Source organism: Citrobacter sp. Cpo074 (assembly GCF_030332745.1).
Classification (GTDB): Bacteria; Pseudomonadota; Gammaproteobacteria; order Enterobacterales; family Enterobacteriaceae; genus Citrobacter; species Citrobacter portucalensis.
Genome location: NZ_JAOWHG010000026.1, coordinates 150,048 through 175,384, shown reverse-complemented (window position 1 = coordinate 175,384; position 25,337 = coordinate 150,048). Strand labels below are relative to the sequence as shown.

Genomic DNA, 25,337 nt, shown 5'->3' with positions numbered 1-25,337 from the left:
AGTTCGCCGCCATCCGGCAACGGTTTGTGCCTGATGGCGCTGCGCTTATCAGGCCTACGGTTTGCGCAGACCTGTATGCAGGTACCATCAGGTATTTACTACAACGTTACGCCGCTTTTAAATATCGCTAACTCTCTAAAATCATTCCGCTCGTTGCAGGTTTGCTTGCCGTTGGCAAAATCGACGATGGTATCGACAAATTCTTCCAGTAACTGCGGCATCGCTTTACCATGGATCAACTGTCCAGCGTCAAAATCGATCCAGTGCTTTTTCTTCGCCGCCAGCTCGCTGTTGGTGGCAATTTTCACCGTCGGCACAAAACCACCGTAAGGTGTACCGCGACCGGTACTGAACAGCACCATATGACAGCCCGCGCCCGCCAGGGCACTGGTCGCCACCGCATCGTTACCCGGTGCGCTCAGTAGATTCAGACCATGCGTCTTCAGACGTTCGCCGTAGCGCAGTACGTCCACCACCTGGCTGGAGCCTGCTTTTTGCGTGCAGCCGAGAGATTTATCTTCCAGCGTGGTGATACCGCCAGCTTTGTTACCCGGCGATGGGTTCTCGTAGATCGGCTGGTCGTGAGCAATGAAGTACTGCTTGAAGTCATTGACCATGGTGACCAGCTTGCCAAAGGTTTCTTCATCGCGGCAGTGGTCCATCAGCAGTTGCTCGGCGCCGAACATTTCCGGTACTTCGGTCAGTACGGTGGTGCCGCCGTTGGCAATCACGTAGTCAGAAAAACGCCCCAGCATCGGGTTGGCGGTAATACCAGACAGGCCGTCAGAGCCGCCGCATTCCAGACCAAACTTCAGCTCGCCCAGCTTACCCGGCTCACGCTTATCGTTACGCATCACGTTGTACAACTGGTGAAGATGTTCAATCCCCGCTTCCACTTCGTCTTCCTGATGTTGGCAGACCATGAAGTGAACGCGCTCAGGATCGTACTCGCCTAAGGTTTCGCGGAAGGCATCAACCTGGTTGTTTTCACAACCAAGGCCAACCACCAGCACCGCACCCGCATTCGGGTGACGAACCATGTTTTGCAGCATGGTGCGGGTGTTAATGTGGTCGTCGCCGAGCTGTGAACAGCCGTAGGTGTGGCTGAAGAGATGCACGCCGTCGATTCCTTCGGCGTCGTTAGTCTCTTTCAGAAAACGGTTCTGCATCTGGCGCGCCATGGCGTTAACACAGCCTACCGTCGGTAGGATCCACAGTTCGTTGCGCACGCCAACATCCCCGTTGGCACGACGGTAGATCTGCACATCACGATCCGCCGGTTGTGCAACTTCCGCCTGAAAATCAGGGTGGTAGCTATACGTGTCCAGGTCGCTCAGATTGGTGCGCGTGTTGTGAGCATGAATATGCTCACCCGCCGCAACGTCCACCAGCGTATGGCCAATTGGCAAACCGTATTTAATGACGTTTTCGCCTTTCGCAATATCGCGTAAAGCGAATTTATGGCCACGAGAGACCGCCTGACGCAGGGTTACCGCCTGCCCATCAACGGTGACTTCGGTTCCTTCAGCCAAATCAGCGAGCGCTACCGCGACGTTATCCAGCGCATGGATCTTGATGTATTGCATACCTTCACCCGGGCCTTAGTTCAGTTCAATGGCGAAGTAATCACGCGCATTGTTAAAGCAAATATTTCTGACCATTTCACCCAGCAACTGGATATCTGCCGGTGCTTCACCTGCAGCAACCCAACGGCCAATCATCTGGCACAGAATGCGACGGAAGTATTCATGGCGCGTGTATGACAGGAAGCTACGGCTATCGGTCAGCATGCCGACGAAACGGCTCAGCAGGCCGAGCTGGGCCAGCTGCGTCATCTGACGTTCCATCCCGTCTTTCTGATCGTTGAACCACCAGCCGGAACCGAACTGCATCTTGCCCGGCATACCTTCGCCCTGGAAGTTGCCGATCATGGTGCCCAGCACTTCGTTATCACGCGGGTTCAGGCAGTAGAGAATGGTTTTCGGCAGCAGGTTCTGTTCGTTCTGCTTGCTCAGCAGTTTGGACAGTTCTTCAGCCATCGGACGGTCATTGATGGAGTCGAAGCCAACATCCGCGCCCAACAGTTTGAACTGGCGCAGGTTGTTATTACGCAGCGCGCCGATGTGGTACTGCTGTACCCATTCGCGACGAGCATATTCCGCACCAAGGAACACCAGCACGGCAGTTTTAAACTGGGCAACTTCATGCTCACTCAGGGTTTCACCCGCCAGGCGACGCGCCAGAATGCTATCCAGTTCAGATTCGTTAGATTCGGCAAACAGCACCACGTCCAGCGCGTGGTCAGAAACTTTACAGCCGTGAGCCGCAAAGTGATCCAGACGTTTGGTCAGTGCAGCTTGCAGATCGCTGAAGCGGCGGATATCCGTGTCAGACACTTCACCGAGCTTCGCTATGTAGTCATTAAAGGTCGCCAGCTCAATGTTAAAGGCTTTATCCGGACGCCAGCTCGGCAGCACTTTCACATCAAAGCTTCCGTCTTTAGCAACGGCCGCATGGTGCTCCAGAGAGTCGATCGGGTCATCGGTAGTGCCGACCATTTTCACATTCATCTGCTGCATGATGCCGCGCGCGGAGAATTGATCCTGCGCCAGCAGCTCGTTGCACTGGTTCCAGATTTCATCAGCAGTCGCAGGAGAAAGCAGCTTACCTGTAATACCAAACGGGCGACGTAATTCGAGGTGGGTCCAGTGGTACAGCGGGTTACCGATAGTGTGCGGAACCGTGGCGGCCCATGCGTCAAACTTCTCGCGATCGGACGCATCGCCGGTACACAAGCGCTCAGCGACGCCATTGGTACGCATCGCACGCCATTTGTAGTGATCACCCTTCAGCCAGATGTCATACAGGTTATTAAAACGGTAGTTTTCAGCGATTTGTTGCGGTGGTAAATGGCAGTGGTAATCGAAGATCGGCTGGTCTTTGGCGTAATCATGGTACAGACGGCGGGCAAATTCGGTGTCCAGCAGGAAATCTTCAGTCATAAACGGGGTCATTATCGTCTTCCTCTCAACGAGTGCGTCAGATTGCTTATGTTTTGATGTTGACAAAGTTATCACACCAATTTCCATACACTGAAGATATTTTCGTGAGTTAGATCAACAAATGGTGACAAAAAAATTACTCTCAAAGAGGTAAATCACGCGTCAAGCCGCGCCAGTGCTGGCTTTGCTGAATCGAAATAATGACCACACGAAGATTCACACTTTTGTGATGGCACTCACCTTTTAAAGCTGTATGACAAGTTATCTTTTGGCCGTCGCGATACATAAGCCGACGGAATGCAAATTACCGATGTATAACCATCGGATTGACCGGTACGGAAACCGAATTAGCACAATTATTGACATGGCAAAGTTCGGGGAGTACCGGCTTTTTTTCGGTCCCCCCTCGTAAAAGAACATCCTCCGCCCTGAACTGGAAGATGACCGCTCGTTCGCGGACATAACAAAACGATGAGGTTTTACATGCGTAAAATTAAAGGGTTACGTTGGTACATGATTGCACTGGTGACGCTTGGCACCGTGCTGGGTTACCTGACACGTAACACTGTGGCGGCAGCTGCGCCAACTCTGATGGAAGAGTTACACATCTCCACTCAACAGTATTCCTATATCATCGCAGCGTATTCTGCTGCTTACACCGTAATGCAACCCGTTGCCGGCTACGTGCTTGATGTGCTCGGCACAAAAGTTGGTTACGCGATGTTCGCCGTTCTGTGGGCCGTCTTCTGTGGCGCGACCGCACTGGCTGGCAGTTGGGGTGGACTGGCGCTGGCGCGTGGCGCGGTAGGTGCCGCTGAAGCCGCAATGATCCCTGCGGGTTTGAAAGCCAGTTCTGAGTGGTTCCCGGCAAAAGAACGTTCAATTGCCGTTGGGTACTTTAACGTCGGCTCTTCTATCGGTGCGATGATTGCTCCGCCGCTGGTCGTCTGGGCAATCGTCATGCACAGCTGGCAGATGGCATTCATTATTTCCGGTGCGCTGAGCTTCATCTGGGCGATGTGCTGGCTTGTGTTCTACAGACACCCGCGCGACCAGAAAAAGCTGTCTGATGAAGAACGTGATTACATTCTGAATGGTCAGGAATCACAGCATAAAAACAACACCTCGAAAAAAATGTCGCTCGGTCAGATCCTGCGTAACCGTCAGTTCTGGGGCATCGCATTGCCGCGTTTCCTGGCAGAGCCGGCCTGGGGTACCTTCAACGCCTGGATCCCGCTGTTCATGTTTAAAGTCTACGGCTTTAACCTGAAAGAGATTGCGATGTTTGCCTGGATGCCGATGCTGTTTGCTGACCTGGGCTGTATCGTTGGGGGCTACTTACCGCCGCTGTTCCAGCGCTGGTTCGGCGTTAACCTGATCGTTTCACGTAAAATGGTCGTCACCATGGGCGCATTGCTGATGATTGGCCCAGGGATGATTGGTCTGTTCACCAGCCCGTACATTGCTATCGCCCTGCTGTGCGTCGGCGGCTTTGCTCACCAGGCGCTGTCCGGTGCGCTGATTACGCTTTCTTCTGACGTATTTGGTCGTAATGAAGTGGCAACGGCAAACGGCCTGACCGGTATGTCCGCCTGGCTTGCAAGTACGCTGTTTGCACTGGTTGTTGGCGCACTGGCTGACACTATCGGCTTTAGCCCGCTGTTCGCCGTACTGGCGGTATTCGACCTGCTCGGCGCACTCGTTATCTGGACGGTGTTGCAGAACAAATCGGCCAGCGAGGTCGATTCGGGATCACAGACTGGCGATCCCGCTCCGCAAAATTAACCCGCTGTTTTTCATCAAGGGTATATAATGCGAAGCCGCCAGTTATCTGGCGGCTTTTTTATCGCCGCGAGTGGAGCAGTAATCGCAAAAGTGGTATAACAAATATAGTCTGCCGTATCATGCCTGGAGCGCATATGGAAATCACCGAACCACGACGTTTGTACCAACAACTTGCAGCTGATCTGAAAGAACGCATTGAGCAAGGCGTCTATCTGGTGGGTGACAAACTCCCTGCCGAGCGCTTTATCGCCGATGAAAAAAATGTCAGCCGTACCGTGGTTCGTGAAGCAATTATCATGCTCGAGGTGGAGGGTTACGTTGAGGTGCGCAAAGGATCGGGGATCCACGTCATTTCCAACCAACCCAGACATTATGTTGCGCCAGATGAAAACCTGGAATTTGCCAGCTACGGTCCTTTCGAGCTGCTCCAGGCGCGTCAGCTCATTGAGAGTAACATTGCCGAGTTTGCCGCCACGCAGGTGACCAAACAGGACATCATGAAGCTGATGGAGATTCAGGAGAAATCACGTAACGAAAAAAGCTTTCGTGACTCCGAGTGGGACCTCCAGTTCCATGTGCAGGTTGCCCTGGCAACGCAGAACTCGGCTCTGGCCGCGATTGTTGAAAAAATGTGGACTCAGCGCATTCATAACCCCTACTGGAAGAAACTGCACGACCACATCGACCTGCGCACGGTTGATAACTGGTGTGATGACCATGACCAGATCCTTCGGGCGCTGATTCGCAAAGATCCTCATGCCGCCAAACTGGCGATGTGGCAGCATCTTGAGAACACGAAGCAGATGCTGTTTAACGAAACCAGCGATGATTTTGAGTTCAATGCGGACCGTTATCTATTTACCGAAAATCCAGTCGTTCACCTCGATACAGCGGCTAACAGCGCAAAATAAACAATCTTATCAATGCAGGCGCGACCACGCGCCTGTTTCTGACACTTGGTAAGCATTAGGTATAAAATGTCAGCCTGTGTAAATCCTCTCGCCACCCTCCATTGCGATAAGCAAAATCACAGTTCAACAACCGTAATTTCTATAACGGACTACGTTGACCTTTGTTACAATTAGATGCTGTTTGAATTTTTGTGTTTAAGAGCTTGCTAACTTCACAACTTTACAGGGAATAGTTCAGGCCGTGAATTTGTATCAAACCGCGAGTCATGTAAAAAATATTAATAAAATCGTGGTGTTACAAAAACCAGAAAACCGGCATGACGACAACCGATTCTCCAGGAATATTGAATGGAACTACTGACTCAATTACTAAATGCTTTATGGGCTCAGGATTTTGAAACGCTGGCCAATCCTTCCATGATTGGCATGCTCTATTTTGTACTCTTTACTATTTTGTTTCTGGAAAACGGACTGCTGCCAGCAGCCTTTTTACCTGGCGACAGCTTGCTGGTACTGGTCGGCGTACTTATTGCCAAAGGCGCAATGGGTTTTCCGCAAACGGTACTGCTGCTCACCACCGCAGCCAGCCTTGGTTGCTGGCTCAGCTATATACAAGGTCGATGGTTGGGTAATACCCGCACCGTGCAAAACTGGTTATCTCATCTTCCTGCACATTATCATCAGCGTGCGCATCATCTGTTCCATAAGCATGGCTTGTCTGCGCTGCTGGTCGGCCGCTTTATCGCGTTTGTCAGAACATTACTGCCGACCATCGCAGGATTGTCCGGCCTGAACAATGCGCGCTTTCAGTTCTTCAACTGGATGAGCGGACTGCTTTGGGTCCTTATTCTCACATCGTTGGGCTATCTGCTGGGCAAAACACCGGTGTTTCTCAAATATGAAGATCAGCTGATGTCTTGCCTGATGCTGCTTCCTGTGGTGTTACTGGTGTTTGGTCTGGCAGGTTCACTGGTTGTTCTTTGGAAAAAGAAATACGGGAACCGAGGGTAAATTATGCTGAAATCATGCATAACGCTCCGACGACTTGCCTGGTCCACCACTTTTATGTTGTTCATCGGCGCGTTGCTCCTGACCTGGTCGGTCATTCGCCAGCAGGAGTCAACGCTTGCCATTCGTGCCGTTAACCAGGGAGCCAGCATGCCTGATGGCTTCTCTATCTGGCATCACCTGGATGCCAACGGCATTCGTTTTAAAAGCATCACTCCGCAAAATGACGCCCTGCTGATTACCTTTGATTCCAGTGCACAGAGCGCAGCGGCGAAGGTCGTACTGGATCGAACGTTACCGCACGGTTTCGTTATCGCTCAGCAGGATGATAATAATCAGGCGGTTCAGTGGTTATCCCGCTTACGTGAGACCCCACACCGTTTTGGTTAATTTCCAGGAATCTGAATTAGATCACTCACTTTGGTGATTTCACCGTTTAGCGCCTATGATTAATAAACTGGGTTTATGACCCAACGCTTTATTATTCTGGAGCATCGACCCTAAACGACGAGGTCGAATCACAATGGAAGGTTCAAGAATGAAATACCGCATCGCTTTGGCAATTAGCCTTTTCGCTCTCAGTGCCGGCAGCTACGCCACCACCCTCTGTCAGGAAAAAGAACAAGACATTCAGCGGGAGATTAGCTATGCCGAAAAACACAACAATCAGAGCCGTATCAATGGGCTGAACAAAGCACTGAGCGAAGTCAGAGCAAACTGTACTGACAGCAAACTGCGCGCCAACCATCAGAAAAAAATCGCCGAGCAGAAAAATGAGATTGCCGAGCGTCAACGTGACTTAGCCGAAGCTAAGCAAAAAGGCGATGCGGATAAGGTAGCAAAGCGTGAACACAAGCTTGCTGAAGCCCAGCAAGAGCTAAAAGAACTCGAGACCCGCGATTACTAAGTACGGTAACTAGCCACTCAACTGGAGAAAACTATGTCGAAAGATAATGCTACGGAAAACCTGCGCGCTGAGCTGAAATCTCTTGCGGATACGCTTGAAGAAGTACTTAGCTCCTCTGGCGATAAGTCGAAGGAAGAGATGAGTAAAATTCGCAGCAAAGCCGAACATGCGCTGCGCGAGAGCCGCCATCGTCTGAGTGAAACCAGCGATGTAATTGCCAAACAGACCCGTGAGGCCGCGGCTAAAGCCGATAACTACGTGCGCGAAAACCCATGGACAGGCGTCGGCATTGGCGCTGCAGTCGGTGTGGTGCTTGGTGTACTGCTGTCGCGCCGTTAACAATGGCTGATTCTCAACACGCACAAGGTCCAGGCAAAGGCGTACTGGGTATTGGACAGCGCATCCTGACGATTCTCGTTGAGATCGTAGAAACACGGCTGCGGCTGGCCGTCGTTGAGCTGGAAGAGGAAAAAGCCAATCTCATCCAGATCCTGCTGATGCTTGGGCTGACTATGCTGTTCGCGGCGTTTGGCCTGATGAGCCTGATGGTGCTTATCATCTGGGCCATTGACCCTCAATACCGCCTGAACGCCATGATTGCTACCACCGTTGTGCTGTTGCTGTTAGCGCTGATTGGCGGGATATGGACGCTGCGTAAAGCACGTAAAACAACGCTGCTACGCCATACACGCCAGGAACTCGCTAATGACAGGCAAGCCCTGGAGGATGATGCATAATGAGCAGCAAAGTCGAACGTCAAAAGCGTAAGGCGCAACTGCTTGGACAGATCCAGCAGCAACGGCTGGATCTGTCTGCGACTCGCCGCGACTGGCTGGAAGCCACCGAGGTCTACGATCGTGGCTGGAAGACGCTACTGAACCTGCGTGGCTGGGTGTTGGTCGGGAGCAGTATTATGGCGGTTCGCACCATCCGCAACCCGAATCTGCTGGTACGCTGGGCTAAGCGCGGCTTTAGCGTCTGGAGTATCTGGCGTCTGGTCAAATCGACCATCAGACAGCAGCAACTGCGCGGCTAATCCTTTCCTTACCCCCAACCTCAAAATTTTTGAAAAATACTGACAGTTTTCCTTGCTAACAATTCTCATTAAGCACGTTTATGATTCTCTCCATCGACAGCAACGACGCGCTCTGCAGCGTCGATGCACAAAAAAACACAATAAGCCGCCTGAGTGGTTTCCTGGAGAGTATGATGAAGAAATTAGAAGATGTTGGTGTACTGGTAGCGCGCATTCTGATGCCAATCCTGTTTATTACCGCAGGTTGGGGAAAAATCACCGGATATGCGGGTACCCAACAGTACATGGAAGCCATGGGCGTCCCAGGATTTATGCTGCCGCTGGTGATTCTGCTTGAGTTTGGCGGCGGTCTGGCAATTCTGTTCGGTTTCCTGACCCGTACAACCGCGCTGTTCACCGCAGGCTTCACATTGCTGACGGCGTTCCTCTTCCACAGCAACTTTGCGGAAGGTGTGAACTCTCTGATGTTCATGAAAAACCTGACCATCGCAGGCGGTTTCCTGCTGCTGGCTATCACCGGTCCAGGCGCATTTAGTATTGACCGCGTACTGAATAAAAAGTGGTAAGCAAACTATACTGAACACATCAAAAAGCGAGGAGATATCTCCTCGCTTTTGCTATCTGAGGAGGCGAAAATCATGGGACAACTGATTGACGGCGTCTGGCATGACACCTGGTACGATACCAAATCAACCGGTGGAAAATTTCAACGTTCTGCATCGGCTTTCCGTAACTGGCTCACCGCGGATGGCGCGCCTGGCCCTACCGGTGAAGGTGGCTTTGCTGCCGAAAAAGACCGCTATCATCTGTACGTTTCTCTGGCCTGTCCGTGGGCGCATCGCACGCTGATTTTGCGCAAACTCAAAGGGCTGGAACCGTTTATTTCCGTTTCTGTTGTGCATCCGCTGATGCTGGAAAACGGCTGGACCTTTGACGATAACTTCCCGGCAGCAACCGGCGATACCCTGTATCAACACGAATTTCTTTATCAGCTCTATTTACACGCCGATCCGCACTACAGTGGTCGGGTCACCGTTCCGGTGCTGTGGGATAAAAAGAACCACACCATTGTCAGCAACGAATCTGCAGAAATCATCCGCATGTTTAACACCGCGTTTGATGCGCTGGGCGCGAAAGCCGGAGATTACTATCCCCCTGCCCTGCAAAGCAAAATCGACGAGCTGAACGGCTGGATTTATGACAACGTTAATAACGGCGTGTATAAAGCCGGATTTGCCACCAGTCAGGAAGCCTACGACGACGCCGTGGATAACGTCTTTCAATCTCTGGCACGACTGGAGCAGATCCTTGGGCAACATCGCTACCTGACCGGCGACCAGTTAACCGAGGCCGACATTCGCCTGTGGACCACGCTGGTACGCTTTGATCCCGTGTATGTCACCCACTTCAAGTGCGACAAACACCGGATTAGCGACTATCTGAACCTGTACGGTTTCCTGCGTGATATCTACCAGATGCCGGGTATTGCGGAAACCGTCAATTTCGATCACATCCGCAATCACTACTTCCGTAGCCACAAAACCATTAACCCGACCGGCATTATTTCTGTTGGGCCGTGGCAGGACCTCAACGAACCTCATGGGCGTGACGAGCGTTTCGCATGATATACACGGGTCCACTTTGGGGTTAGGCCGATTAGTTAAGCATGTATGGCGAACATGTGATTTTTGCTCAGGGTTCCGTTCACCTCAGCTGTGTCATTTCTCTGAAACGCCGTTACCCGTGAACGTGTAAAGGGCGTGGCGGAGAACGCCCTTTACACGTTCACATGAACCAATGCTTAAGAGAAGCGATGAACATAAGGTGAACGGAACCCTTTCTCTGAGAGCGCATATTCATTACTCCCGCCAACACAGGTTGATACTTTCTGAAACTGAGGCGTTCACTGATAAGTATTACCCATCAGAGGACCAAATAATTAACACTGCAAATATTTACCATCATTTCATTCACAGCTATTCTTAATTTGATTACTTTAAAAACAAGTAATTGAATGCAGAACGAGGCAAAAATGGATTGGTATTTAAACGTATTAAAGAATTACTTTGGTTTTGGTGGCCGCGCGCGTCGTAAAGAATACTGGATGTTTGTGCTGGTCAACATCATCTTCACATTCGTGCTGGGTATTCTGGACAGAATGTTTGGCTGGGAGCGCGCCGGTGGAGAAGGCATATTAACGACGATTTACGGGGTTCTGGTCTTTATTCCGTGGTGGGCGGTACAGTTCCGGCGTTTACATGACACCGATCGTTCAGCCTGGTGGCTACTGGTGCTGCTGATCCCGATCGTAGGCTGGCTGGTGATCATCATTTTCAACTGTCAAAACGGGACTCAGGGGAGTAACCGCTTCGGGCCCGATCCCAAACAGTTATCCTGACGTAGCATATGTAGATGCCTGATGGCGCTGCGCTTATCAGGCCTACAACATACTCCGTCTTCCAGGCCGGATAAGGTGCTTCGCACCGCATCCGGCGTAACAGTCAGGCTATTTACCCGCAAACAGCTTGGGGATTTCCCGCAGACACCAGGATTTCGCCTCGCCCATGCTGTCACGACGCCAGGCCATAATAATATCTATCTCGCTTGTCGATTCCGGACTAACGACCCGCAGCCGACCAGCCGCAATATCCTCTTCCACCAGCGGGTACGGCATCGTCGCCACGCCAAGTCCTGCCAACAGCGCCTGACGTTTATCTTCTATCGTACTCACCGTCAGACGCGGCTGCTTATCCAGCAGTTGAACCGTCAGCACCGGACGTTCACGGGCGGTATCCGCCACCGCGATCCCACGGTATTTAACGCGGGTGACTTCCGATAACGGTTCCGGCTCCTGATGGATGGGATGATCCGGGGCCGCTACATAGACGTTCATCAGCGAGTACAGCTTGCGCGAGTTGATTTCTGAGGATGAGCGAAAATGCATATCCGGCGCAATCACGATATCCGCCCGCCCCTGCTCAAGACGCTCCCACGCCCCGGCCAGAACTTCGGTAATAACGGAAAGCTGGGTATTGGCCTTCCCGGCAAGCCTGTCGATCAGCGGGAAAAACGCCGCCGTCGGCACCAGCGCTTCGGTAACGATAGTCAGATGCGTTTCCCAACCGCGAGCCAATGCTTCGGCATCGGTAGTCAGTTTATCCGCAGCTTCCAGTAGTACGCGCCCGCGCTCCAGCAACATACGCCCAACGTTAGTGAATTTTGTGCGGTGGCCTGAGCGGTCAAACAGCACCACGTCCAGCTCTTCCTCCAGCTTCTGCATGGTATAGCTAAGTGCGGAAGGAACGCGTCCCAGTTCGTCTGCCGCAGCAGCAAAACTACCGCGTCTGTCTATTGCGTCCATGACGCGTAACGCTTCAAGCGTTAAAGCCCTTTCTTTGGCCATCTCGTTCTCATTCAGGAAATTTGAACATACCGGGCAGAATATCTGGCTAACAATGCAGCGTCTAGCCATTTAACATAAAAGGAAGTAAAGAGAGGTCAAGAACTATGATTACTACCCGTACAGCCAAACAATGCGGGCAAGCAGACTACGGCTGGCTGCAGGCCCGTTATACCTTCTCCTTTGGACACTATTTTGATCCTAAACTGCTGGGTTATGCCTCACTGCGTGTTCTGAACCAGGAAGTTCTGGCACCGGGGGCCTCTTTCCAGCCACGGACCTATCCGAAGGTGGATATCGTCAATCTGATCCTCGAAGGGGAAGCGGAGTACCGAGACAGCGAAGGCAACCATATCAAGGCCAAAGCAGGTGAAGTTTTGCTGCTCGCGACACAGCCCGGGATTAGCTATAGCGAACACAATATCAGCAAAGACAAACCGTTAACCCGGATGCAGCTCTGGCTGGACGCCTGCCCGCAGCGTGAAAACGCCTGTGTACAGAAAGCCATGCTGAGCACCGGTAAGCATCAGTTGCTGGCCTCGCCGGACGGTGAACAAGGCAGCCTGCATCTGCGCCAACAGGTATGGGTGCACCACGTTGAGCTACAGCAAGGTGAATCGTTGAGTTTTCAGTTACATGGGCCACGTGCTTATTTACAGTCGATTCACGGCAGATTCCATGTGGTGACGTCTGGCGCCGAAAAAGAAGCGCTCACCTGTGGCGATGGGGCATTTATTCGTGACGAAACTAACATAACGTTAGTCGCCGATACCCCGCTGCGCGCTTTGCTGATAGATTTGCCCGTATAGTCAGGGAAAACAATGGAGTACGACTATTGAGCAAGAAATCATCAAAAAAACGCCAGCCTCAGGTTGAGCCGAAAAAACAAGAAACAGTTACCTTCGGCTATGAAGAAATGCTGACAGAGCTGGAAGCGATTGTGGCCGATGCCGAACTACGGCTGGAAGACGAAGAAGCCGCCTGAACAGGCGGCTTAGACTTATGCCGGGTGGCGCCAACGGCTTACCCGGCCTACAGATTAATGTGCCTTACTGGCCATGATCTCAATAATCTGCTTGTCGGTTTCCTGCATTGAACGACACGCCAGCGCGCACAGGTTAGCGATAGATTGTTCCACGTTATGCGCCACAATCCCTTCGTTGCCGGTTACAGCAGTATCATCCAGCGCCATCAGTACCGCTTTCCACGCCGCGGAAGCACTGGTTGAGACTTTCATCGCGCAGCTGTTTGAAGCGCCATCGCAAATCATTCCACTCACGTCGCCAATCATGCTGCTGATCGCCATCGCGATGGTGTTGTAGCGACCATCTACGATCCATGCCATCCCCGCTGCAGCCCCCATCGCCGCCGTAGTTGCCGCACACAGTGCAGACAAACGCGGAAGCTGATGATGGATGTAGATAGCGCTCAGATGAGACAACATTAGCGCACGTGCCAGTTTCTCCTCATCCGCGCCAAAGTGCTCGGCCACCACCATCACCGGAACAGTCGCGGTAATGCCCTGATTACCGGAGCCGGAGTTGCTCATGGCCGGCAGCGTCGCCCCGCCCATTCGCGCATCCGATGCCGCACTGGTGCGGATCAGAATAGAGGTGGAAAGATCGTTCGCCAGCAGGCCACGCGCACACTGCTTCTCAAGCGTGGTTCCGATGTGCAATCCCCAGTTACCGCGCAGCCCTTCCTGAGAAAGCGCACCGTTCAGTTTTGCCGCATCGAGAATGAAGCGGATTGACTCAAACTGTACCGCGTTCACGAACGCCAGAATCTCTTCCAGCGAGGTGTGAGACAACACCGCCAGCGGCGACTCCTGTTCCTCTTCCTGAGCATTCTGTTCTGTGGTGAACACTACGCCCTTATTGGTCTCGATGTGCACAATGTTGGTATGACCGCCCACAATCGTCACGCACGCCCATCCTTCAGCGCTGTAAACCTTCGCGCGGGAAAAGAGGATGTCCTCGCAAGGCTCCTGCAGCATCACCGCAACCTTGCCAGCGCTCAGCATCGCTTTCGCATCGGCGATCGCTTGTGGCGACGCATCTTTCAGTACCTCTAAACCGGCACGGGCATTTCCCCCCAGCGCACCCAGCGCCGCCGCGACAGGTAACCCGACCATTCCGGTACCCGGCACGGTAACGCCCATGCCGTTTTTCATCAGGTTCGGTGAGACCCACGCGTCAATGCGTTCAACCGCGCCGTCCAGCTCAGAGGATGCAACCGCCGCCGCCAGAGCCAGAGAGATAGGTTCTGTACAGCCCAACGCAGGCTTAACTTCTTCCTGCACCGCGCGGATAAAACTATCCCATAATGGATTCAATGTAGTCTCAAACATAACAACAACCTTTGCTCAAATATCTCAGGAAAATGCCAGGAACGGAGAAACGCACAACAGCAGGCCCGTGAAAATAATCAGATACAGGGAAGCGCCTTTGTATTTGTGCAGTGCAGGAACTTTGTAGACCAGCCAGGCCGGGATCAGACAACCCACCATGCCGAAGATAGGGCTACAAATAGAGGTGAAGCTCAGCACCGGCGCGTTGAGCACAATTGCGCTCCAGGCCAGCAGGATGGCAAAAATCATAATGCCGCGCTGAACAAAGGTTTCGTTGATTTTCTCAGCCGGCATATAGCGGCGCAGAATGTTCATCACGATCCCTTGAGTCGCTTCACGGAAACCTAAGTAGACACCGAAGAAAGCGGTCATAACGGCGAAAATGTTCAGAATAACGCTGACGATTTTCACCCAGCCAGCACCCGCACCATTGATAAATTGCGCGGCAATCGCCAGAGCGGAAATGTTCTGCTCATAAGCTTTAACCGCTTCGTCGTGGCCCATCGCCAACGTGAAGGAAACGGCGTAGAAAAAGACGGTAACAAACAGAATACCGAACGCGATGTTCATGGCACGCAGGGCTTTATGGCGCGCCACTTCGATGGATTTGTTGCGTGAACGGTATGAGATAACCATCGGGCTTAAGGTCTGAATAAACAGAATCGAGGTCAGCGTAAACGGCAGAGTGATGATCGCATTTTTGATCAGCAGCGCCATCGGCGGCAGTGAACCCGCGTTATGCAGATGCCACATCCCTACCATCGACACGCCAAGCGCTGCCACAACCAGCAGCTTGGTCATTACCATGCCGGTGGAGATTTTAAACAGCATTTGTTCCCCGCGTGACGAGATAGCCACCAGGATGCAAATCAGTACCAGGCCATAGAACGGGCTGTCGGACAGTAAACCTTCCGTCACACCAAACGTGTGCAGATAGGAGGCGCTGTCATTGGTGATGGCGGTGGAATAAACGAACATCCAGATAACCAGCATCACAAAATACAACGCACCTAACAGGATGCCCCAGTTCTTACCCAGATAGCCGCTGATCACGCTCGGGTAGTCTTTACACTCTGGGGACTCAGCCAGCGTGTTGATAAACAGACGCTGGAACAAATACATGGCTGGGTAGCCGATGATAGAGGAGAGCAAGAACACCCACAGCCCCATCAATCCAACCTGGACAGGAAGAAAAACAATCCCCGCGCCAATTGCCATACCGATACTCATAATGACCCAGCCGGTGTCCGTGCTGTCGAACTTAATGGCTTCACGCCATTCGCTTTCGGTCATTCCCGCCCGACGTGCCGGAGCAGATGCGTCGAGTATTACGCTACTATTCGTTGCCGTTTCCATAATTTCCCGCTCAATGTGTAGGTAGAGGTTTTTATATTTTTTTCGTACTGCATCAATGCGATACGCAGTACTTAGCGTGCAGGTGAGCTATTGGAGTAATGAAGAAATCATACGCGCAGGATCAGAGAAAAACTTCACAAACAAACCCCTGTAATTTCTAAAAGTTAAGAAATATTTTCTCTTTTATATGCATATATAGTATTTAAATTCTATTTTTGAAGCAGATCACAACAAAAAATGCGCGCTAAAGTGCTAATGCTGATCAGTTAACACCTCACCTTCTGCGTTTTTTGTTAAAACAGCAAAACAGATTTAACTGGAAGCCAGAGGGTTGAAGCGATGACCCCGGTCCGGCTGAAAATCGATGAGGCGTTGACGGCTGACCGGGACTGCCCGCAGGGATGCGGGCAGAGGGGACGGCCTGCATGGATGCAGGCTCGGCCCCGACCCGACAGGCAGACGGAATAAGACGAATAGCTCGCGCAGCGACGATTTTCCCGCCGGGAGCCTGGGATGCAAGGGAGCGGCGGCGCTTACGCCTTATCCGGCCTACAAACGCACCCTTTCATCTCAGGTACAGACCACTTTAATCGCCAGACCACCGCGTGACGTTTCGCGGTACTTGTCGTTCATATCTTTGCCCGTTTCATACATGGTCTCGATCACTTTATCGAGCGAAACGCGTGGCTCAGATGTGCGACGTAGCGCCATGCGTGCGGCGTTGACGGCTTTTACCGCGTTGATCGCATTACGTTCAATACACGGTATTTGCACCTGTCCAGCAACCGGATCGCAGGTCAGCCCCAGGTTATGCTCCATGGCGATTTCAGCCGCAATACAAACCTGCGACGGGCTACCGCCGAGCAACTCGGTCAGCCCGGCTGCCGCCATTGAACAGGCTACGCCAATTTCACCCTGGCAGCCGACTTCGGCACCAGAAATAGAGGCGTTCATCTTATACAGCGCCCCTATCGCCCCCGCGGCCAGCAAGTAACGGGCAATGGAGTTTGCATTCACCGGACGGCGGAACTTGTCGTAATAGGCCAATACGGCAGGGATAATTCCACATGCGCCGTTGGTCGGTGCCGTCACAACCCGGCATCCGGCGGCGTTTTCTTCGCTCACGGCCAGCGCAAACATGTTGATCCAGTCAATAACGTTCATCGGGTCGCTGGACAGGTTATCGCTGGAAACCAGCAACCGGCGTAATGCCACAGCGCGGCGCGGGACGTTAAGCGGGCCAGGCAGGACGCCTTCGGTGTTCATGCCGCGCTCAATTCCGGCATGCATGACGTCCCAGATGGCGGCAAAACCAGCATCGATTTCTTCTTTGCTACGCATCGCCAGTTCGTTCTGCATCATCAGACCGGAAACGGATAGCCCGTTGCGCTCGCACAGTTTCAGCAGTTCGCTGGCGGAATGAAAATTGTAGGGCACGTGTGCTTCAACATCATGCGCCTGACCAAATTGCTCCTCTTCAACGATAAAACCACCGCCGACGGAGTAATAGGTTTTGCTTAATAGCGTCTCGGTGCCGTTCCATGCGGTGATACGCATGCCATTTTCATGGCGCGGCAGCGTTTCGGCGTGAAAGAGGATATTTTTGTCTGGGGAGAAATCGACAATATGCGTGCCCTCTGCAACCGGTAAACGTCCGGTACGGGCCACTTCCTGAGTAAAACCAGCGATAGAATCTATATTAACGTTTTGCGGACTGTTACCGGCCAGTCCCATCATGATGGCGACATCTGTCGCATGACCTTTTCCGGTCAGGGAAAGTGATCCATAAAGATCGACCACAATATGCGTAGCCTTGGGGAGTTCCCCGCTGCTGACCAACAGATCGATAAAGCTTTTACCTGCGTTCATTGGCCCCACGGTATGGGAGCTGGAAGGTCCAATGCCAATCTTAAAAATATCGAATGCGCTAATCATATCCACACCCTCGGATTGCCGTTCAGTGAAGACCAGGTTTCACACTCATTAAGGATCGGGGCGATCCTGAGATCGCCCCGCAAGGGATTACAGCGTGTCGCCACGTACGGCGATGGCTTCAATCTCCAGTTTCACATCCTTTGGTAAGCGGGCGACCTGCACGCAACTGCGCGTGGGGTAGATTGCCTTATGCTCATCAAAGAACTGCTGGTACACCTGATTAATGGTGGCGAAGTCGTTCAGGTCAGAAACGAAAACGGTCGTCTTCACGATATCGCTCACTTTCAAACCTGCGGACTCGACGATCGCTTTCACGTTTTCCAGGCTTTGACGCGCCTGATCGGCCACGTTTTCAGCCACTTCACCGGTCTGTGGACTCACCGGGATTTGACCTGACGTCAACACCATGCTGCCCAGATCCACACCCTGTACGTAAGGCCCAATCGCCCCTGGCGCACATTCGGTTGCAATTACTTTTCTCATAGTCCCTCCGGCGTCAGAGCGCCTGGGTGAAAGTACGTGAAATAACATCCTGCTGCTGTTCGCGGGTCAGCGCGTTGAAGCGCACCGCATAACCAGACACGCGGATCGTCAGGTTCGGATAGTTTTCCGGGTGCTCAATGGCATCCATCAACATTTCACGGTTCATAACGTTAACGTTTAGATGCTGACCACCTTCCACATGTGCTTCATGGTGGAAGTAACCGTCCAGCAGACCGACCAGGTTGGTTTTACGCACTCCATCCTCTTTGCCCAGCGCTGCTGGCACAATGGAGAAGGTGTACGAGATACCGTCTTTGGCATAGGTGAACGGCAGTTTGGCAACCGAGGTTAACGACGCCACCGCACCTTTACGATCGCGGCCGTGCATCGGGTTCGCCCCTGGCGCAAACGGCGTACCTGCGCGACGTCCGTCCGGCGTGTTACCGGTTTTCTGTCCGTACACCACGTTGGAGGTGATGGTCAGAATGGACTGCGTCGGCACCGCGTTACGGTAAGTTGGCAACACCTTAATTTTCTTCATAAAGCGTTCGACCAGGTCGCAGGCAATGCTGTCTACGCGCTCGTCGTTGTTGCCGTATTGCGGATAGTCGCCTTCGATTTCGAAATCAACTGCCAGACCATTTTCATCACGAATCGGTTTCACGCGAGCGTATTTGATAGCCGACAGAGAATCCGCCGCCACGGACAGACCCGCCATACCACAGGCCATCGTGCGATAGACATCACGATCGTGCAGCGCCATCAGCGAAGCTTCGTAGCTGTACTTGTCGTGCATGTAGTGGATGATGTTCAGCGCACTGATGTACTGCACGGCCAGCCAGTCCATAAAGTGGTCCAGGCTCTCCATCACCGTGTCGTAGTCCAACACGTCATCCATCAGCGGTGCCGTTTTCGGCCCGACCTGGATTTTCAGCTTCTCATCCACGCCGCCGTTGATTGCATACAGCAACGTTTTGGCGAGGTTGGCACGCGCCCCGAAGAACTGCATTTGCTTGCCGATAACCATCGGGCTGACGCAGCAGGCAATGGCATAGTCATCGCTGTCAAAGTCGGCACGCATCAGATCGTCGTTTTCATACTGCAAAGACGAAGTGATGATAGACACCTGGGCGGCGTACTTTTTGAAGGCTATCGGTAGCTGCTCAGACCACAGCACCGTCAGGTTCGGCTCAGGTGCTGGGCCCATGGTGTGCAGCGTATGCAGGTAGCGGAACGAGTTTTTCGTCACCAGCGTGCGGCCATCCAGCCCCATACCGCCGATAACTTCGGTCGCCCAGATAGGGTCGCCTGAGAACAAAGTGTCGAATTCCGGCGTACGCAGGAAGCGCACCATACGGATCTTCATAATGAAGTGGTCGATCAGTTCCTGCGCCTGCTGCTCATTTAACACGCCCGCTTTGAAATCGCGCTCAATGTAGATGTCAAGGAACGATGCGGTACGGCCCAGCGACATAGCGCCACCGTTCTGAGATTTCACCGCAGCCAGGTAAGCAAAGTACACCCACTGCACCGCTTCCTGCGCATTACGCGCCGGACGGGAAATATCGCAGCCATATTTCGCCGCCATTTCCTGCATTTGCAGCAGGGCGCGACGGTGTTCAGACAGCTCTTCGCGCAGACGAATCGTGGCTTCAAGATTCTGGCCCCACTCCAGGTTCGACTGGAGATCGGCAAACTGCAGTTCACGCTCACGCACCAGATAGCGGATACCGTACAGCGCGACGCGGCGATAGTCACCGATGATACGACCACGACCATAGCCGTCCGGCAGACCGGTCAGCACGCCGGATTTACGGCAGCGCAGCATATCCGGAGAGTAGGCGTCGAATACGCCCTGGTTATGGGTTTTACGCAGTTCAGTAAACTGGTATTCAAAATCAGCATCCATCTCACGACCATAAGCATCAAAAGAGCTTTTGATCATGTTGATGCCGCCAAACGGATGCAGAGCACGCTTGAGCGGCTTATCCGTTTGCAGACCGACGATTTTTTCCAGTTCTTGTTCAATATAACCCGCATCATGCGCGGTTATCGTGGTAGCAATATTGGTATCGAAATCAACCGGCGCGTGCGTCGAGTTTTCAATACGGATGCCCGCCATGACTTTTTCCCATAATGCAGTGGTCGCAGGCGTTGCTTCGGCGAGGAAAGATTCATCCCCTTCATAAGGCGTATAGTTGTGCTGAATAAAATCACGGACATTAATTTCTTCTTTCCAGTCCGTACCTTTAAAGCCATTCCAGGCTTCGGCATACAGCATATCGCTGGTATCGATATTTACCTTCATGAAAAATAATCTCTCTGCTGAAATTTAATTATGCAAATTCTACTGGTGTATTAATTTTGCCTAAGGCAATGGCATCACGCGCAATCATTTTCTCTTCATTTGTGGGAATAACCGCACAAATAACATGAGCATCTTTATTAGAGATAATTCTTTCGCCATGGGAATTTGGCAGGCTATTCATTTCGCTGTCGATATTCACCCCTAAAACGGCGAGATGTTCAATAACCAGACGACGAATTAATACCGAGTTCTCACCAATTCCGCCGGTGAAAATAATCCCATCAAGACGATGCAGCGATGCGGCATGTCCGGCGATATGGCGTGCAATACGATGCACAAACGTTTTAATCGCCAGCTGCGCACGCTCATGTCCTTCGTGCCAGGCTTTTTCTAACGTACGTAAGTCAGAGGACAGACCGGAAATACCCAGTAAACCGGACTCTTTATTCACTACGCGCTCAAGGTCGCTCAGCGTCTGGTTGGTTTCGCTGGCAATCCACGCCATGGCGCCGAAATCGACGTCGCCACTGCGTGTGCCCATCATCAGCCCTTCCAGCGGCGTCATGCCCATTGAGGTATCAACGCTCTGTCCATTACGTACCGCACAGATTGACGCGCCGTTGCCCAGGTGCGCTACAACCAGACCGGAGTCATCACTCTGCAGGTCGAGAAGCTCATGCGCTCGCTGAGAAACATAGCGATGCGACGTGCCGTGGAAGCCATAACGACGAACGCCCAACTCCTCATAATATTTCCACGGTAAACCGTACAGATAGGCCTCAGGGGCCATCGTCTGGTGGAAGCTGGTATCAAATACCGCGACCTGCTGCACGCCTGGGAAAAGGTGCTGAGCAGATTCGATCCCACTCAGGTTCGCATAATTATGTAACGGAGCTAGCGGCGATACCCGACGAATATTATCGATAACTTCGTCAGTAATAATTGCTGATTCGGTAAAGATATTTCCGCCGTGGGCAATGCGGTGGCCAATTAAGGCCACACTGTCCATTAAATTACGTTTCTCTAGTTCAACGGCAATTGCTTTTAATGCGTCTTCGTAGCTGTGGTGAGCCAGCTTAGCTGGCTCTCCCCCATTAATTGCTATGAACGCATTTTCAGAGTTAATACCGTCTGCGATCCCCGCCATTAAAACTTCACAGTTTGCTGCATCCAACACTGAGAATTTAATGGAAGACGAACCACAGTTAATAACCAGTACTACCGGAAACTCATTCATTTCACTACTCCGCTCATCCTGAGCTTAAGGATTAAAACAGTTTGTAGACGATGTTCAGGATGGTCAGCAGACCAATCACGGTAACAAACACGTTATCCAGACGGCCACGGTATTTCGCCAGTGATGGCGCTTTACGGATGGCATACATCGGCAGCAGGCAGAGCAGAGAGGCAATAATCGGCGCGCCCATTGCTTCAATCAGGTCCAGGATGTTCGGGTTGGCGTAAGCCACAACCCAGGTGGATCCCATGATGAAGATCATGCTGATGGTATTAAGTTTGCCGGCAGAAACTTTCGTTTTATCGCCTTTGTAACCAAACTTCAGCACCAGACCGTTCAGACCTTCCAGCGTCCCCAGATAGTGGCCGAAGAAAGATTTGAAGATAGCAACCAGGGCGATGATTGAAGCACCGTACTCCAGAACAGTTGCGAAGGTGGACTTCGTACCGGACAGTGAAGCGAAGTGGTTTGCCAGGTAAGACAGCACAGGAATGTTTTGCGCTTTCGCATCCGCCATGTTTGCCGGAGAGAGCGTGAACAGGCAGCTAAAGGCGAAGAACATTACTACCGCAACCATCAGCATACTGGCGCGGGAGATGATTTTAGAACATTTCTGCTCGGTGAATTCGCGACCGTAATCTTTCTCATACTCTTCGCGTTTAGAGACGACGAAGGAAGAAACGATTGGCGAGAAGTTGAAAGAGAACACCATGATGGAAATACCCAGCCATACGGTAACCAGGATGCCGTCATGGCCAGTCAGGGCGATATTGCTGAGATCAACCTGATCGATAACCGCAGAGTTCCAGTAAGGGATCAGGGACAGAGAAATAAGCACCAGGCTGGCAATGAACGGCCATACCAGGTAGCTCATCACTTTAACCATCAGATCTTTACCAAACCAGATGACGAATGCCATCAACAGCAGCAGGAACAGTGCCACGAAGCCACGGTTTAACGCTGGCATCTGCAGCTGGTTTTCCCAGAAGGTCATAAAGGTGTTGGTAATGGTGACGCCATAAATCCACAGCAGCGGACAAATCGCAAAGAAGTAGAGGAACGTGATAACCACGCCGCCCGTTTTACCAAAGTGCTCTTCAACCGTTTCTGTGATGTTACCGGAAGGGTTAGAACCGGAAAGACACAGGCGTGCCAGCGCACGGTGGCAATAGAAAGCGATGGGGTATGCTAACACCAGCATGATCAGAATGGGGATCAGTCCGCCAAAACCTGCGCGGATAGGGAAGAACAGCACCCCAGCGCCGATGGCTGTACCAAATAAACCCAGTGTCCAGGTGGTGTCCGATTTGCGCCAGGACGACTGTTTTGTCTGGCTGGATACAATGCTATCAGTAGTACTCATATCCTATCCTCAACGAAGTATATTAAGCGTCAACTAAACCAGTAATTTGAGATACACGAGAAAGGTCGATATTACCGCCAGAAATAATGCTGACTGTTTTTCTGTTCTGGATATAGCTATCTAATTTCCCGCTTAATAATGCTGCGCATGCCAGCGCGCCGGCACCTTCAGTCACAACTTTATTTCGCTGAATTAATGCCACCATGCTGTTGCGAATTTCATCTTCGCTGACCAGGACAATGTCATCTACCAACTCACGAACGATTTCATACGTTAAAGTACCCGGGCGGGAGACGTCACAACCATCCGCCAGGGTGCCGGTCGTTCGGTGCGTGGTTATTTCTCCAGCGTGGAAAGAAGCCGCCATGCCGTGAACGTTTTCAGACTGTACACCAATAATTTTAATGGTCGGGTTAATAGATTTAATTGCCACCGCAATACCAGCAATCAGTCCACCACCGCCAATTGGCACAATCACGTTATCGACATCGTACAAGTCTTCCAGAATTTCCAGACCAATAGTGCCCTGACCAGCAATAACTTTCGGGTCATCATAAGGTGGAATAAAGATGCGGCCTTCAGTTTCCACAATCTCGCTAACCTTAGCGATGGTGTCGTTGAAGTTGTCGCCGTGCAGTACAACTTCTGCGGAATAATCGCAGGTTGCCGCTACTTTAGACTTCGGTGCGCCTTTCGGCATCACCACTTTGCCGTCGATTCCGAGCATAGCGCAGGAGAGAGAAACACCTTGCGCATGGTTACCTGCAGAGCAAGCCACCACGCCCTTACATCTTTCAGCTTCGGTTAATGAACTGAGCTTGTTAAAAGCACCACGGATTTTAAATGAACCGGTACGCTGCATGTTTTCAAACTTGAGGAAAATTTCCCCTTTGCAACGTTCACTAAAATAGTTAGAGCGAGGCATTCCCGTTTTATAAATTTTCCCCGCAAGTCTTTTTTTCGCTTCGAGGATATCTTCAATTGCAACTGGGAGATCGTATGTAATGTGCATTAGAACCTCTTACCTGGGTATTAAAGTAAATAGATAGCCGTGACCATTGTCAGATATAGACAAATGGCGTTTATTTCGTGTTAAAACAAATTCAATCTTTAATCAATTTCAATTAATTGCCTTCGTCTCCGACAATTATATGATGAATATTCTTTGGCTAATTCCACCAAAATAGATGCTGCTTTTTTAATTCGATAATTTTTCGACCACACGGCGGCATAGCGCGCGACGGGTAAGGTTTCTTCTACCGGGATAGTAATAAACTGGTTTGAGCCAAACGGTGTGGTCATATCGCAGGGAATTACTGTTAAGAAATCAGCATTGAGAACAAGATTATAAATCGTAACGACAGAGTCTGTTTTAACGATGTTTTCACTGCTGATGCCATTATTCTGTAACGTGGTAAGAAGTTCGCTGTAGTACCCCATATTCGTTTGTGGCAACACCCACTGTTCGTTTTTCAACGCGCTCAGCGAGGTGATGCCGGTGCATGTTCGGGACTTGCTGGCAACCAGGATAAAGTCTGACTCAAAGAGCGGCTCAACATGCAGATCGTGCAGTTTCATCTCATCACTCAGCGTACCGATGGCGAAATCCAGACGTCCGTCACGGATTGCCGGTAAGAAGGAGGAGAGCTGAGCTTCATACATAGAAACCTGCGCCTTCGGGAACACTTCTTTGAATTTTTTAATCATGCCGGACATGATGGTGAAGGCAATCAGTGAAGGAAAGCCAAACGACACATCAACGACCGCGTTGCTCGTCATGCTGTTCATCTCATCAACCATGTTTTTCATTTCACGGGTAATAGATTCAGACCATGAGAGCATCACCTGCCCTGCCTGAGTCAATGTCACACCAGTATTTTTACGTACAACTAACTCAATACCGAAATAAGCCTCTACATCATTAATGATTTTGCTGACAGCCGGTTGAGTTAAACCTAATTCTTTTGCAGCTGAGCCGATAGAACCGCTTCTAATGACTTCCTGAAAGACCACTAAGTGCTGTGTTTTAGGGAGTGTAATAGTATTCATATCGACCTGCGTTAATTACTTTGTTGACGGCAGGAAGTGTACCAAATTAAGCGAACAAGGATATGTGCTACCCCTCACAAATCCCCTTGACTTACATTTTGTAAGACTATCGTTAAAATTTAAATCACTTAATAATCATATAGATATGAATTATCGATCTCACTTTATCCTGACTTTAGTCAAAAAAAGATGGGGGGATAACGATTT

25 protein-coding genes are annotated in these 25,337 nt (G+C 51.5%); 13 read left to right on the top strand and 12 right to left on the bottom strand.

Annotated features, from left to right (window positions below):
* Window positions 1–98 precede the first annotated feature (98 nt).
* Both OGX83_RS04535 and uxaC read right to left on the bottom strand, forming a co-directional pair.
* Entirely contained in the window at window positions 99–1,586 is a 1,488-nt protein-coding gene (locus OGX83_RS04535) for a UxaA family hydrolase (protein WP_008785871.1), read from the bottom strand.
* Between the two features lie 15 nt (window positions 1,587–1,601).
* Window positions 1,602–3,014 (bottom strand): glucuronate isomerase, encoded by a 1,413-nt coding sequence (uxaC, locus tag OGX83_RS04530; protein WP_174771009.1) that lies wholly within the window; start codon window positions 3,012–3,014, stop codon window positions 1,602–1,604.
* A gap of 471 nt (window positions 3,015–3,485) precedes the next feature.
* Between uxaC and OGX83_RS04525 the strand changes: the two genes are divergently transcribed.
* From OGX83_RS04525 to OGX83_RS04475, 11 genes are all read left to right on the top strand, one after another.
* Window positions 3,486–4,787 carry an MFS transporter gene (locus OGX83_RS04525; RefSeq protein ID WP_286587421.1) on the top strand — a complete coding sequence of 434 codons (1,302 nt, stop codon included), beginning with the start codon at window positions 3,486–3,488 and terminating at the stop codon, window positions 4,785–4,787.
* A 134-nt stretch (window positions 4,788–4,921) separates the two neighbouring features.
* Window positions 4,922–5,698 carry a transcriptional regulator ExuR gene (gene exuR / locus OGX83_RS04520; RefSeq protein WP_003828559.1) on the top strand — a complete coding sequence of 259 codons (777 nt, stop codon included), beginning with the start codon at window positions 4,922–4,924 and terminating at the stop codon, window positions 5,696–5,698.
* 348 nt (window positions 5,699–6,046) lie between these two features.
* Window positions 6,047–6,709, top strand: a complete 663-nt coding sequence (yqjA, locus tag OGX83_RS04515; RefSeq protein ID WP_003828561.1) for a DedA family general envelope maintenance protein YqjA — start codon at window positions 6,047–6,049, stop codon at window positions 6,707–6,709.
* A gap of 18 nt (window positions 6,710–6,727) precedes the next feature.
* Entirely contained in the window at window positions 6,728–7,096 is a 369-nt protein-coding gene (gene mzrA, locus OGX83_RS04510; RefSeq protein ID WP_162623447.1) for an EnvZ/OmpR regulon moderator MzrA, read from the top strand.
* A 148-nt stretch (window positions 7,097–7,244) separates the two neighbouring features.
* Window positions 7,245–7,613, top strand: a complete 369-nt coding sequence (locus tag OGX83_RS04505; RefSeq protein WP_032941739.1) for a DUF1090 domain-containing protein — start codon at window positions 7,245–7,247, stop codon at window positions 7,611–7,613.
* Between the two features lie 33 nt (window positions 7,614–7,646).
* Window positions 7,647–7,952 carry an ElaB/YgaM/YqjD family protein gene (locus OGX83_RS04500; protein ID WP_003024832.1) on the top strand — a complete coding sequence of 102 codons (306 nt, stop codon included), beginning with the start codon at window positions 7,647–7,649 and terminating at the stop codon, window positions 7,950–7,952.
* 2 nt (window positions 7,953–7,954) lie between these two features.
* Window positions 7,955–8,350 (top strand): phage holin family protein, encoded by a 396-nt coding sequence (locus OGX83_RS04495; RefSeq protein WP_003828567.1) that lies wholly within the window; start codon window positions 7,955–7,957, stop codon window positions 8,348–8,350.
* Window positions 8,350–8,649, top strand: coding sequence for a YqjK-like family protein (locus OGX83_RS04490; protein WP_003828569.1), 300 nt, complete (start codon window positions 8,350–8,352; stop codon window positions 8,647–8,649). Before OGX83_RS04495 ends, OGX83_RS04490 begins: the two co-directional genes overlap by 1 nt.
* Window positions 8,650–8,822: 173 nt before the next feature.
* Entirely contained in the window at window positions 8,823–9,215 is a 393-nt protein-coding gene (locus OGX83_RS04485) for a DoxX family protein (protein ID WP_003024847.1), read from the top strand.
* Window positions 9,216–9,287: 72 nt separating this feature from the next.
* The gene (gene yqjG, locus OGX83_RS04480; protein ID WP_008785878.1) at window positions 9,288–10,274 is read left to right on the top strand and encodes a glutathionyl-hydroquinone reductase YqjG; all 987 of its coding nucleotides are present in this window, start codon (window positions 9,288–9,290) and stop codon (window positions 10,272–10,274) included.
* Window positions 10,275–10,681: 407 nt separating this feature from the next.
* Window positions 10,682–11,047: a DUF805 domain-containing protein gene (locus OGX83_RS04475; protein ID WP_008785879.1), complete on the top strand. Its 366-nt coding sequence runs from the start codon at window positions 10,682–10,684 to the stop codon at window positions 11,045–11,047.
* 108 nt (window positions 11,048–11,155) lie between these two features.
* On the opposite strand, the gene yhaJ is transcribed toward OGX83_RS04475, so the two are convergent.
* A complete protein-coding gene (gene yhaJ / locus OGX83_RS04470; protein ID WP_003024855.1) occupies window positions 11,156–12,052 on the bottom strand; it encodes a DNA-binding transcriptional regulator YhaJ in 897 nt (298 codons plus the stop codon).
* Between the two features lie 104 nt (window positions 12,053–12,156).
* Here yhaJ and OGX83_RS04465 point away from each other — a divergent pair, with 104 nt between their 5' ends.
* Together OGX83_RS04465 and OGX83_RS04460 are read left to right on the top strand one after the other, a co-directional pair.
* On the top strand, window positions 12,157–12,858 hold the full coding sequence (locus tag OGX83_RS04465) for a pirin family protein (protein ID WP_286587419.1): 702 nt from the start codon (window positions 12,157–12,159) through the stop codon (window positions 12,856–12,858).
* A gap of 26 nt (window positions 12,859–12,884) precedes the next feature.
* Complete coding sequence (locus tag OGX83_RS04460) at window positions 12,885–13,034, top strand: protein YhaL (RefSeq protein WP_003828578.1); 150 nt, start codon at window positions 12,885–12,887, stop codon at window positions 13,032–13,034.
* Between the two features lie 54 nt (window positions 13,035–13,088).
* Here OGX83_RS04460 and OGX83_RS04455 read toward each other — a convergent pair whose 3' ends face one another.
* From OGX83_RS04455 to tdcA, 9 genes are all read right to left on the bottom strand, one after another.
* Window positions 13,089–14,399 (bottom strand): L-cysteine desulfidase family protein, encoded by a 1,311-nt coding sequence (locus OGX83_RS04455; RefSeq protein ID WP_286587417.1) that lies wholly within the window; start codon window positions 14,397–14,399, stop codon window positions 13,089–13,091.
* A gap of 24 nt (window positions 14,400–14,423) precedes the next feature.
* Window positions 14,424–15,755 carry an SLC5/6 family protein gene (locus tag OGX83_RS04450; protein WP_020996346.1) on the bottom strand — a complete coding sequence of 444 codons (1,332 nt, stop codon included), beginning with the start codon at window positions 15,753–15,755 and terminating at the stop codon, window positions 14,424–14,426.
* Window positions 15,756–16,325: 570 nt separating this feature from the next.
* Window positions 16,326–17,690 carry an L-serine ammonia-lyase gene (gene tdcG / locus OGX83_RS04445; protein ID WP_008785882.1) on the bottom strand — a complete coding sequence of 455 codons (1,365 nt, stop codon included), beginning with the start codon at window positions 17,688–17,690 and terminating at the stop codon, window positions 16,326–16,328.
* Window positions 17,691–17,777: 87 nt separating this feature from the next.
* Window positions 17,778–18,173 (bottom strand): enamine/imine deaminase, encoded by a 396-nt coding sequence (locus OGX83_RS04440; protein WP_234692411.1) that lies wholly within the window; start codon window positions 18,171–18,173, stop codon window positions 17,778–17,780.
* Between the two features lie 13 nt (window positions 18,174–18,186).
* Entirely contained in the window at window positions 18,187–20,481 is a 2,295-nt protein-coding gene (tdcE, locus tag OGX83_RS04435; protein WP_003828587.1) for a 2-ketobutyrate formate-lyase/pyruvate formate-lyase, read from the bottom strand.
* 28 nt (window positions 20,482–20,509) lie between these two features.
* On the bottom strand, window positions 20,510–21,718 hold the full coding sequence (gene tdcD / locus OGX83_RS04430; protein ID WP_234692412.1) for a propionate kinase: 1,209 nt from the start codon (window positions 21,716–21,718) through the stop codon (window positions 20,510–20,512).
* Window positions 21,719–21,749: 31 nt separating this feature from the next.
* Window positions 21,750–23,081: a threonine/serine transporter TdcC gene (gene tdcC, locus OGX83_RS04425; protein WP_057067551.1), complete on the bottom strand. Its 1,332-nt coding sequence runs from the start codon at window positions 23,079–23,081 to the stop codon at window positions 21,750–21,752.
* Between the two features lie 22 nt (window positions 23,082–23,103).
* Window positions 23,104–24,093 (bottom strand): bifunctional threonine ammonia-lyase/L-serine ammonia-lyase TdcB, encoded by a 990-nt coding sequence (tdcB, locus tag OGX83_RS04420; protein ID WP_003828594.1) that lies wholly within the window; start codon window positions 24,091–24,093, stop codon window positions 23,104–23,106.
* Between the two features lie 98 nt (window positions 24,094–24,191).
* Complete coding sequence (gene tdcA, locus OGX83_RS04415) at window positions 24,192–25,130, bottom strand: transcriptional regulator TdcA (RefSeq protein WP_003828596.1); 939 nt, start codon at window positions 25,128–25,130, stop codon at window positions 24,192–24,194.
* Between the last annotated feature and the right edge of the window lie 207 nt (window positions 25,131–25,337).

What these genes read in the sequence shown, in the direction of transcription:
- OGX83_RS04455 (WP_286587417.1), bottom strand. Translation starts at nt 14,399, where the DNA reads ATGTTTGAGACTACATTGAATCCATTATGGGATAGTTTTATCCGCGCG.
- OGX83_RS04490 (WP_003828569.1), top strand. Translation starts at nt 8,350, where the DNA reads ATGAGCAGCAAAGTCGAACGTCAAAAGCGTAAGGCGCAACTGCTTGGA.
- OGX83_RS04495 (WP_003828567.1), top strand. Translation starts at nt 7,955, where the DNA reads ATGGCTGATTCTCAACACGCACAAGGTCCAGGCAAAGGCGTACTGGGT.
- OGX83_RS04440 (WP_234692411.1), bottom strand. Translation starts at nt 18,173, where the DNA reads ATGAGAAAAGTAATTGCAACCGAATGTGCGCCAGGGGCGATTGGGCCT.
- yhaJ (WP_003024855.1), bottom strand. Translation starts at nt 12,052, where the DNA reads ATGGCCAAAGAAAGGGCTTTAACGCTTGAAGCGTTACGCGTCATGGAC.
- yqjA (WP_003828561.1), top strand. Translation starts at nt 6,047, where the DNA reads ATGGAACTACTGACTCAATTACTAAATGCTTTATGGGCTCAGGATTTT.
- OGX83_RS04485 (WP_003024847.1), top strand. Translation starts at nt 8,823, where the DNA reads ATGAAGAAATTAGAAGATGTTGGTGTACTGGTAGCGCGCATTCTGATG.
- OGX83_RS04450 (WP_020996346.1), bottom strand. Translation starts at nt 15,755, where the DNA reads ATGGAAACGGCAACGAATAGTAGCGTAATACTCGACGCATCTGCTCCG.
- uxaC (WP_174771009.1), bottom strand. Translation starts at nt 3,014, where the DNA reads ATGACCCCGTTTATGACTGAAGATTTCCTGCTGGACACCGAATTTGCC.
- tdcA (WP_003828596.1), bottom strand. Translation starts at nt 25,130, where the DNA reads ATGAATACTATTACACTCCCTAAAACACAGCACTTAGTGGTCTTTCAG.
- OGX83_RS04475 (WP_008785879.1), top strand. Translation starts at nt 10,682, where the DNA reads ATGGATTGGTATTTAAACGTATTAAAGAATTACTTTGGTTTTGGTGGC.
- tdcB (WP_003828594.1), bottom strand. Translation starts at nt 24,093, where the DNA reads ATGCACATTACATACGATCTCCCAGTTGCAATTGAAGATATCCTCGAA.
- yqjG (WP_008785878.1), top strand. Translation starts at nt 9,288, where the DNA reads ATGGGACAACTGATTGACGGCGTCTGGCATGACACCTGGTACGATACC.
- OGX83_RS04505 (WP_032941739.1), top strand. Translation starts at nt 7,245, where the DNA reads ATGAAATACCGCATCGCTTTGGCAATTAGCCTTTTCGCTCTCAGTGCC.
- exuR (WP_003828559.1), top strand. Translation starts at nt 4,922, where the DNA reads ATGGAAATCACCGAACCACGACGTTTGTACCAACAACTTGCAGCTGAT.
- OGX83_RS04535 (WP_008785871.1), bottom strand. Translation starts at nt 1,586, where the DNA reads ATGCAATACATCAAGATCCATGCGCTGGATAACGTCGCGGTAGCGCTC.
- tdcC (WP_057067551.1), bottom strand. Translation starts at nt 23,081, where the DNA reads ATGAGTACTACTGATAGCATTGTATCCAGCCAGACAAAACAGTCGTCC.
- OGX83_RS04525 (WP_286587421.1), top strand. Translation starts at nt 3,486, where the DNA reads ATGCGTAAAATTAAAGGGTTACGTTGGTACATGATTGCACTGGTGACG.
- tdcE (WP_003828587.1), bottom strand. Translation starts at nt 20,481, where the DNA reads ATGAAGGTAAATATCGATACCAGCGATATGCTGTATGCCGAAGCCTGG.
- tdcG (WP_008785882.1), bottom strand. Translation starts at nt 17,690, where the DNA reads ATGATTAGCGCATTCGATATTTTTAAGATTGGCATTGGACCTTCCAGC.
- OGX83_RS04500 (WP_003024832.1), top strand. Translation starts at nt 7,647, where the DNA reads ATGTCGAAAGATAATGCTACGGAAAACCTGCGCGCTGAGCTGAAATCT.
- tdcD (WP_234692412.1), bottom strand. Translation starts at nt 21,718, where the DNA reads ATGAATGAGTTTCCGGTAGTACTGGTTATTAACTGTGGTTCGTCTTCC.
- OGX83_RS04465 (WP_286587419.1), top strand. Translation starts at nt 12,157, where the DNA reads ATGATTACTACCCGTACAGCCAAACAATGCGGGCAAGCAGACTACGGC.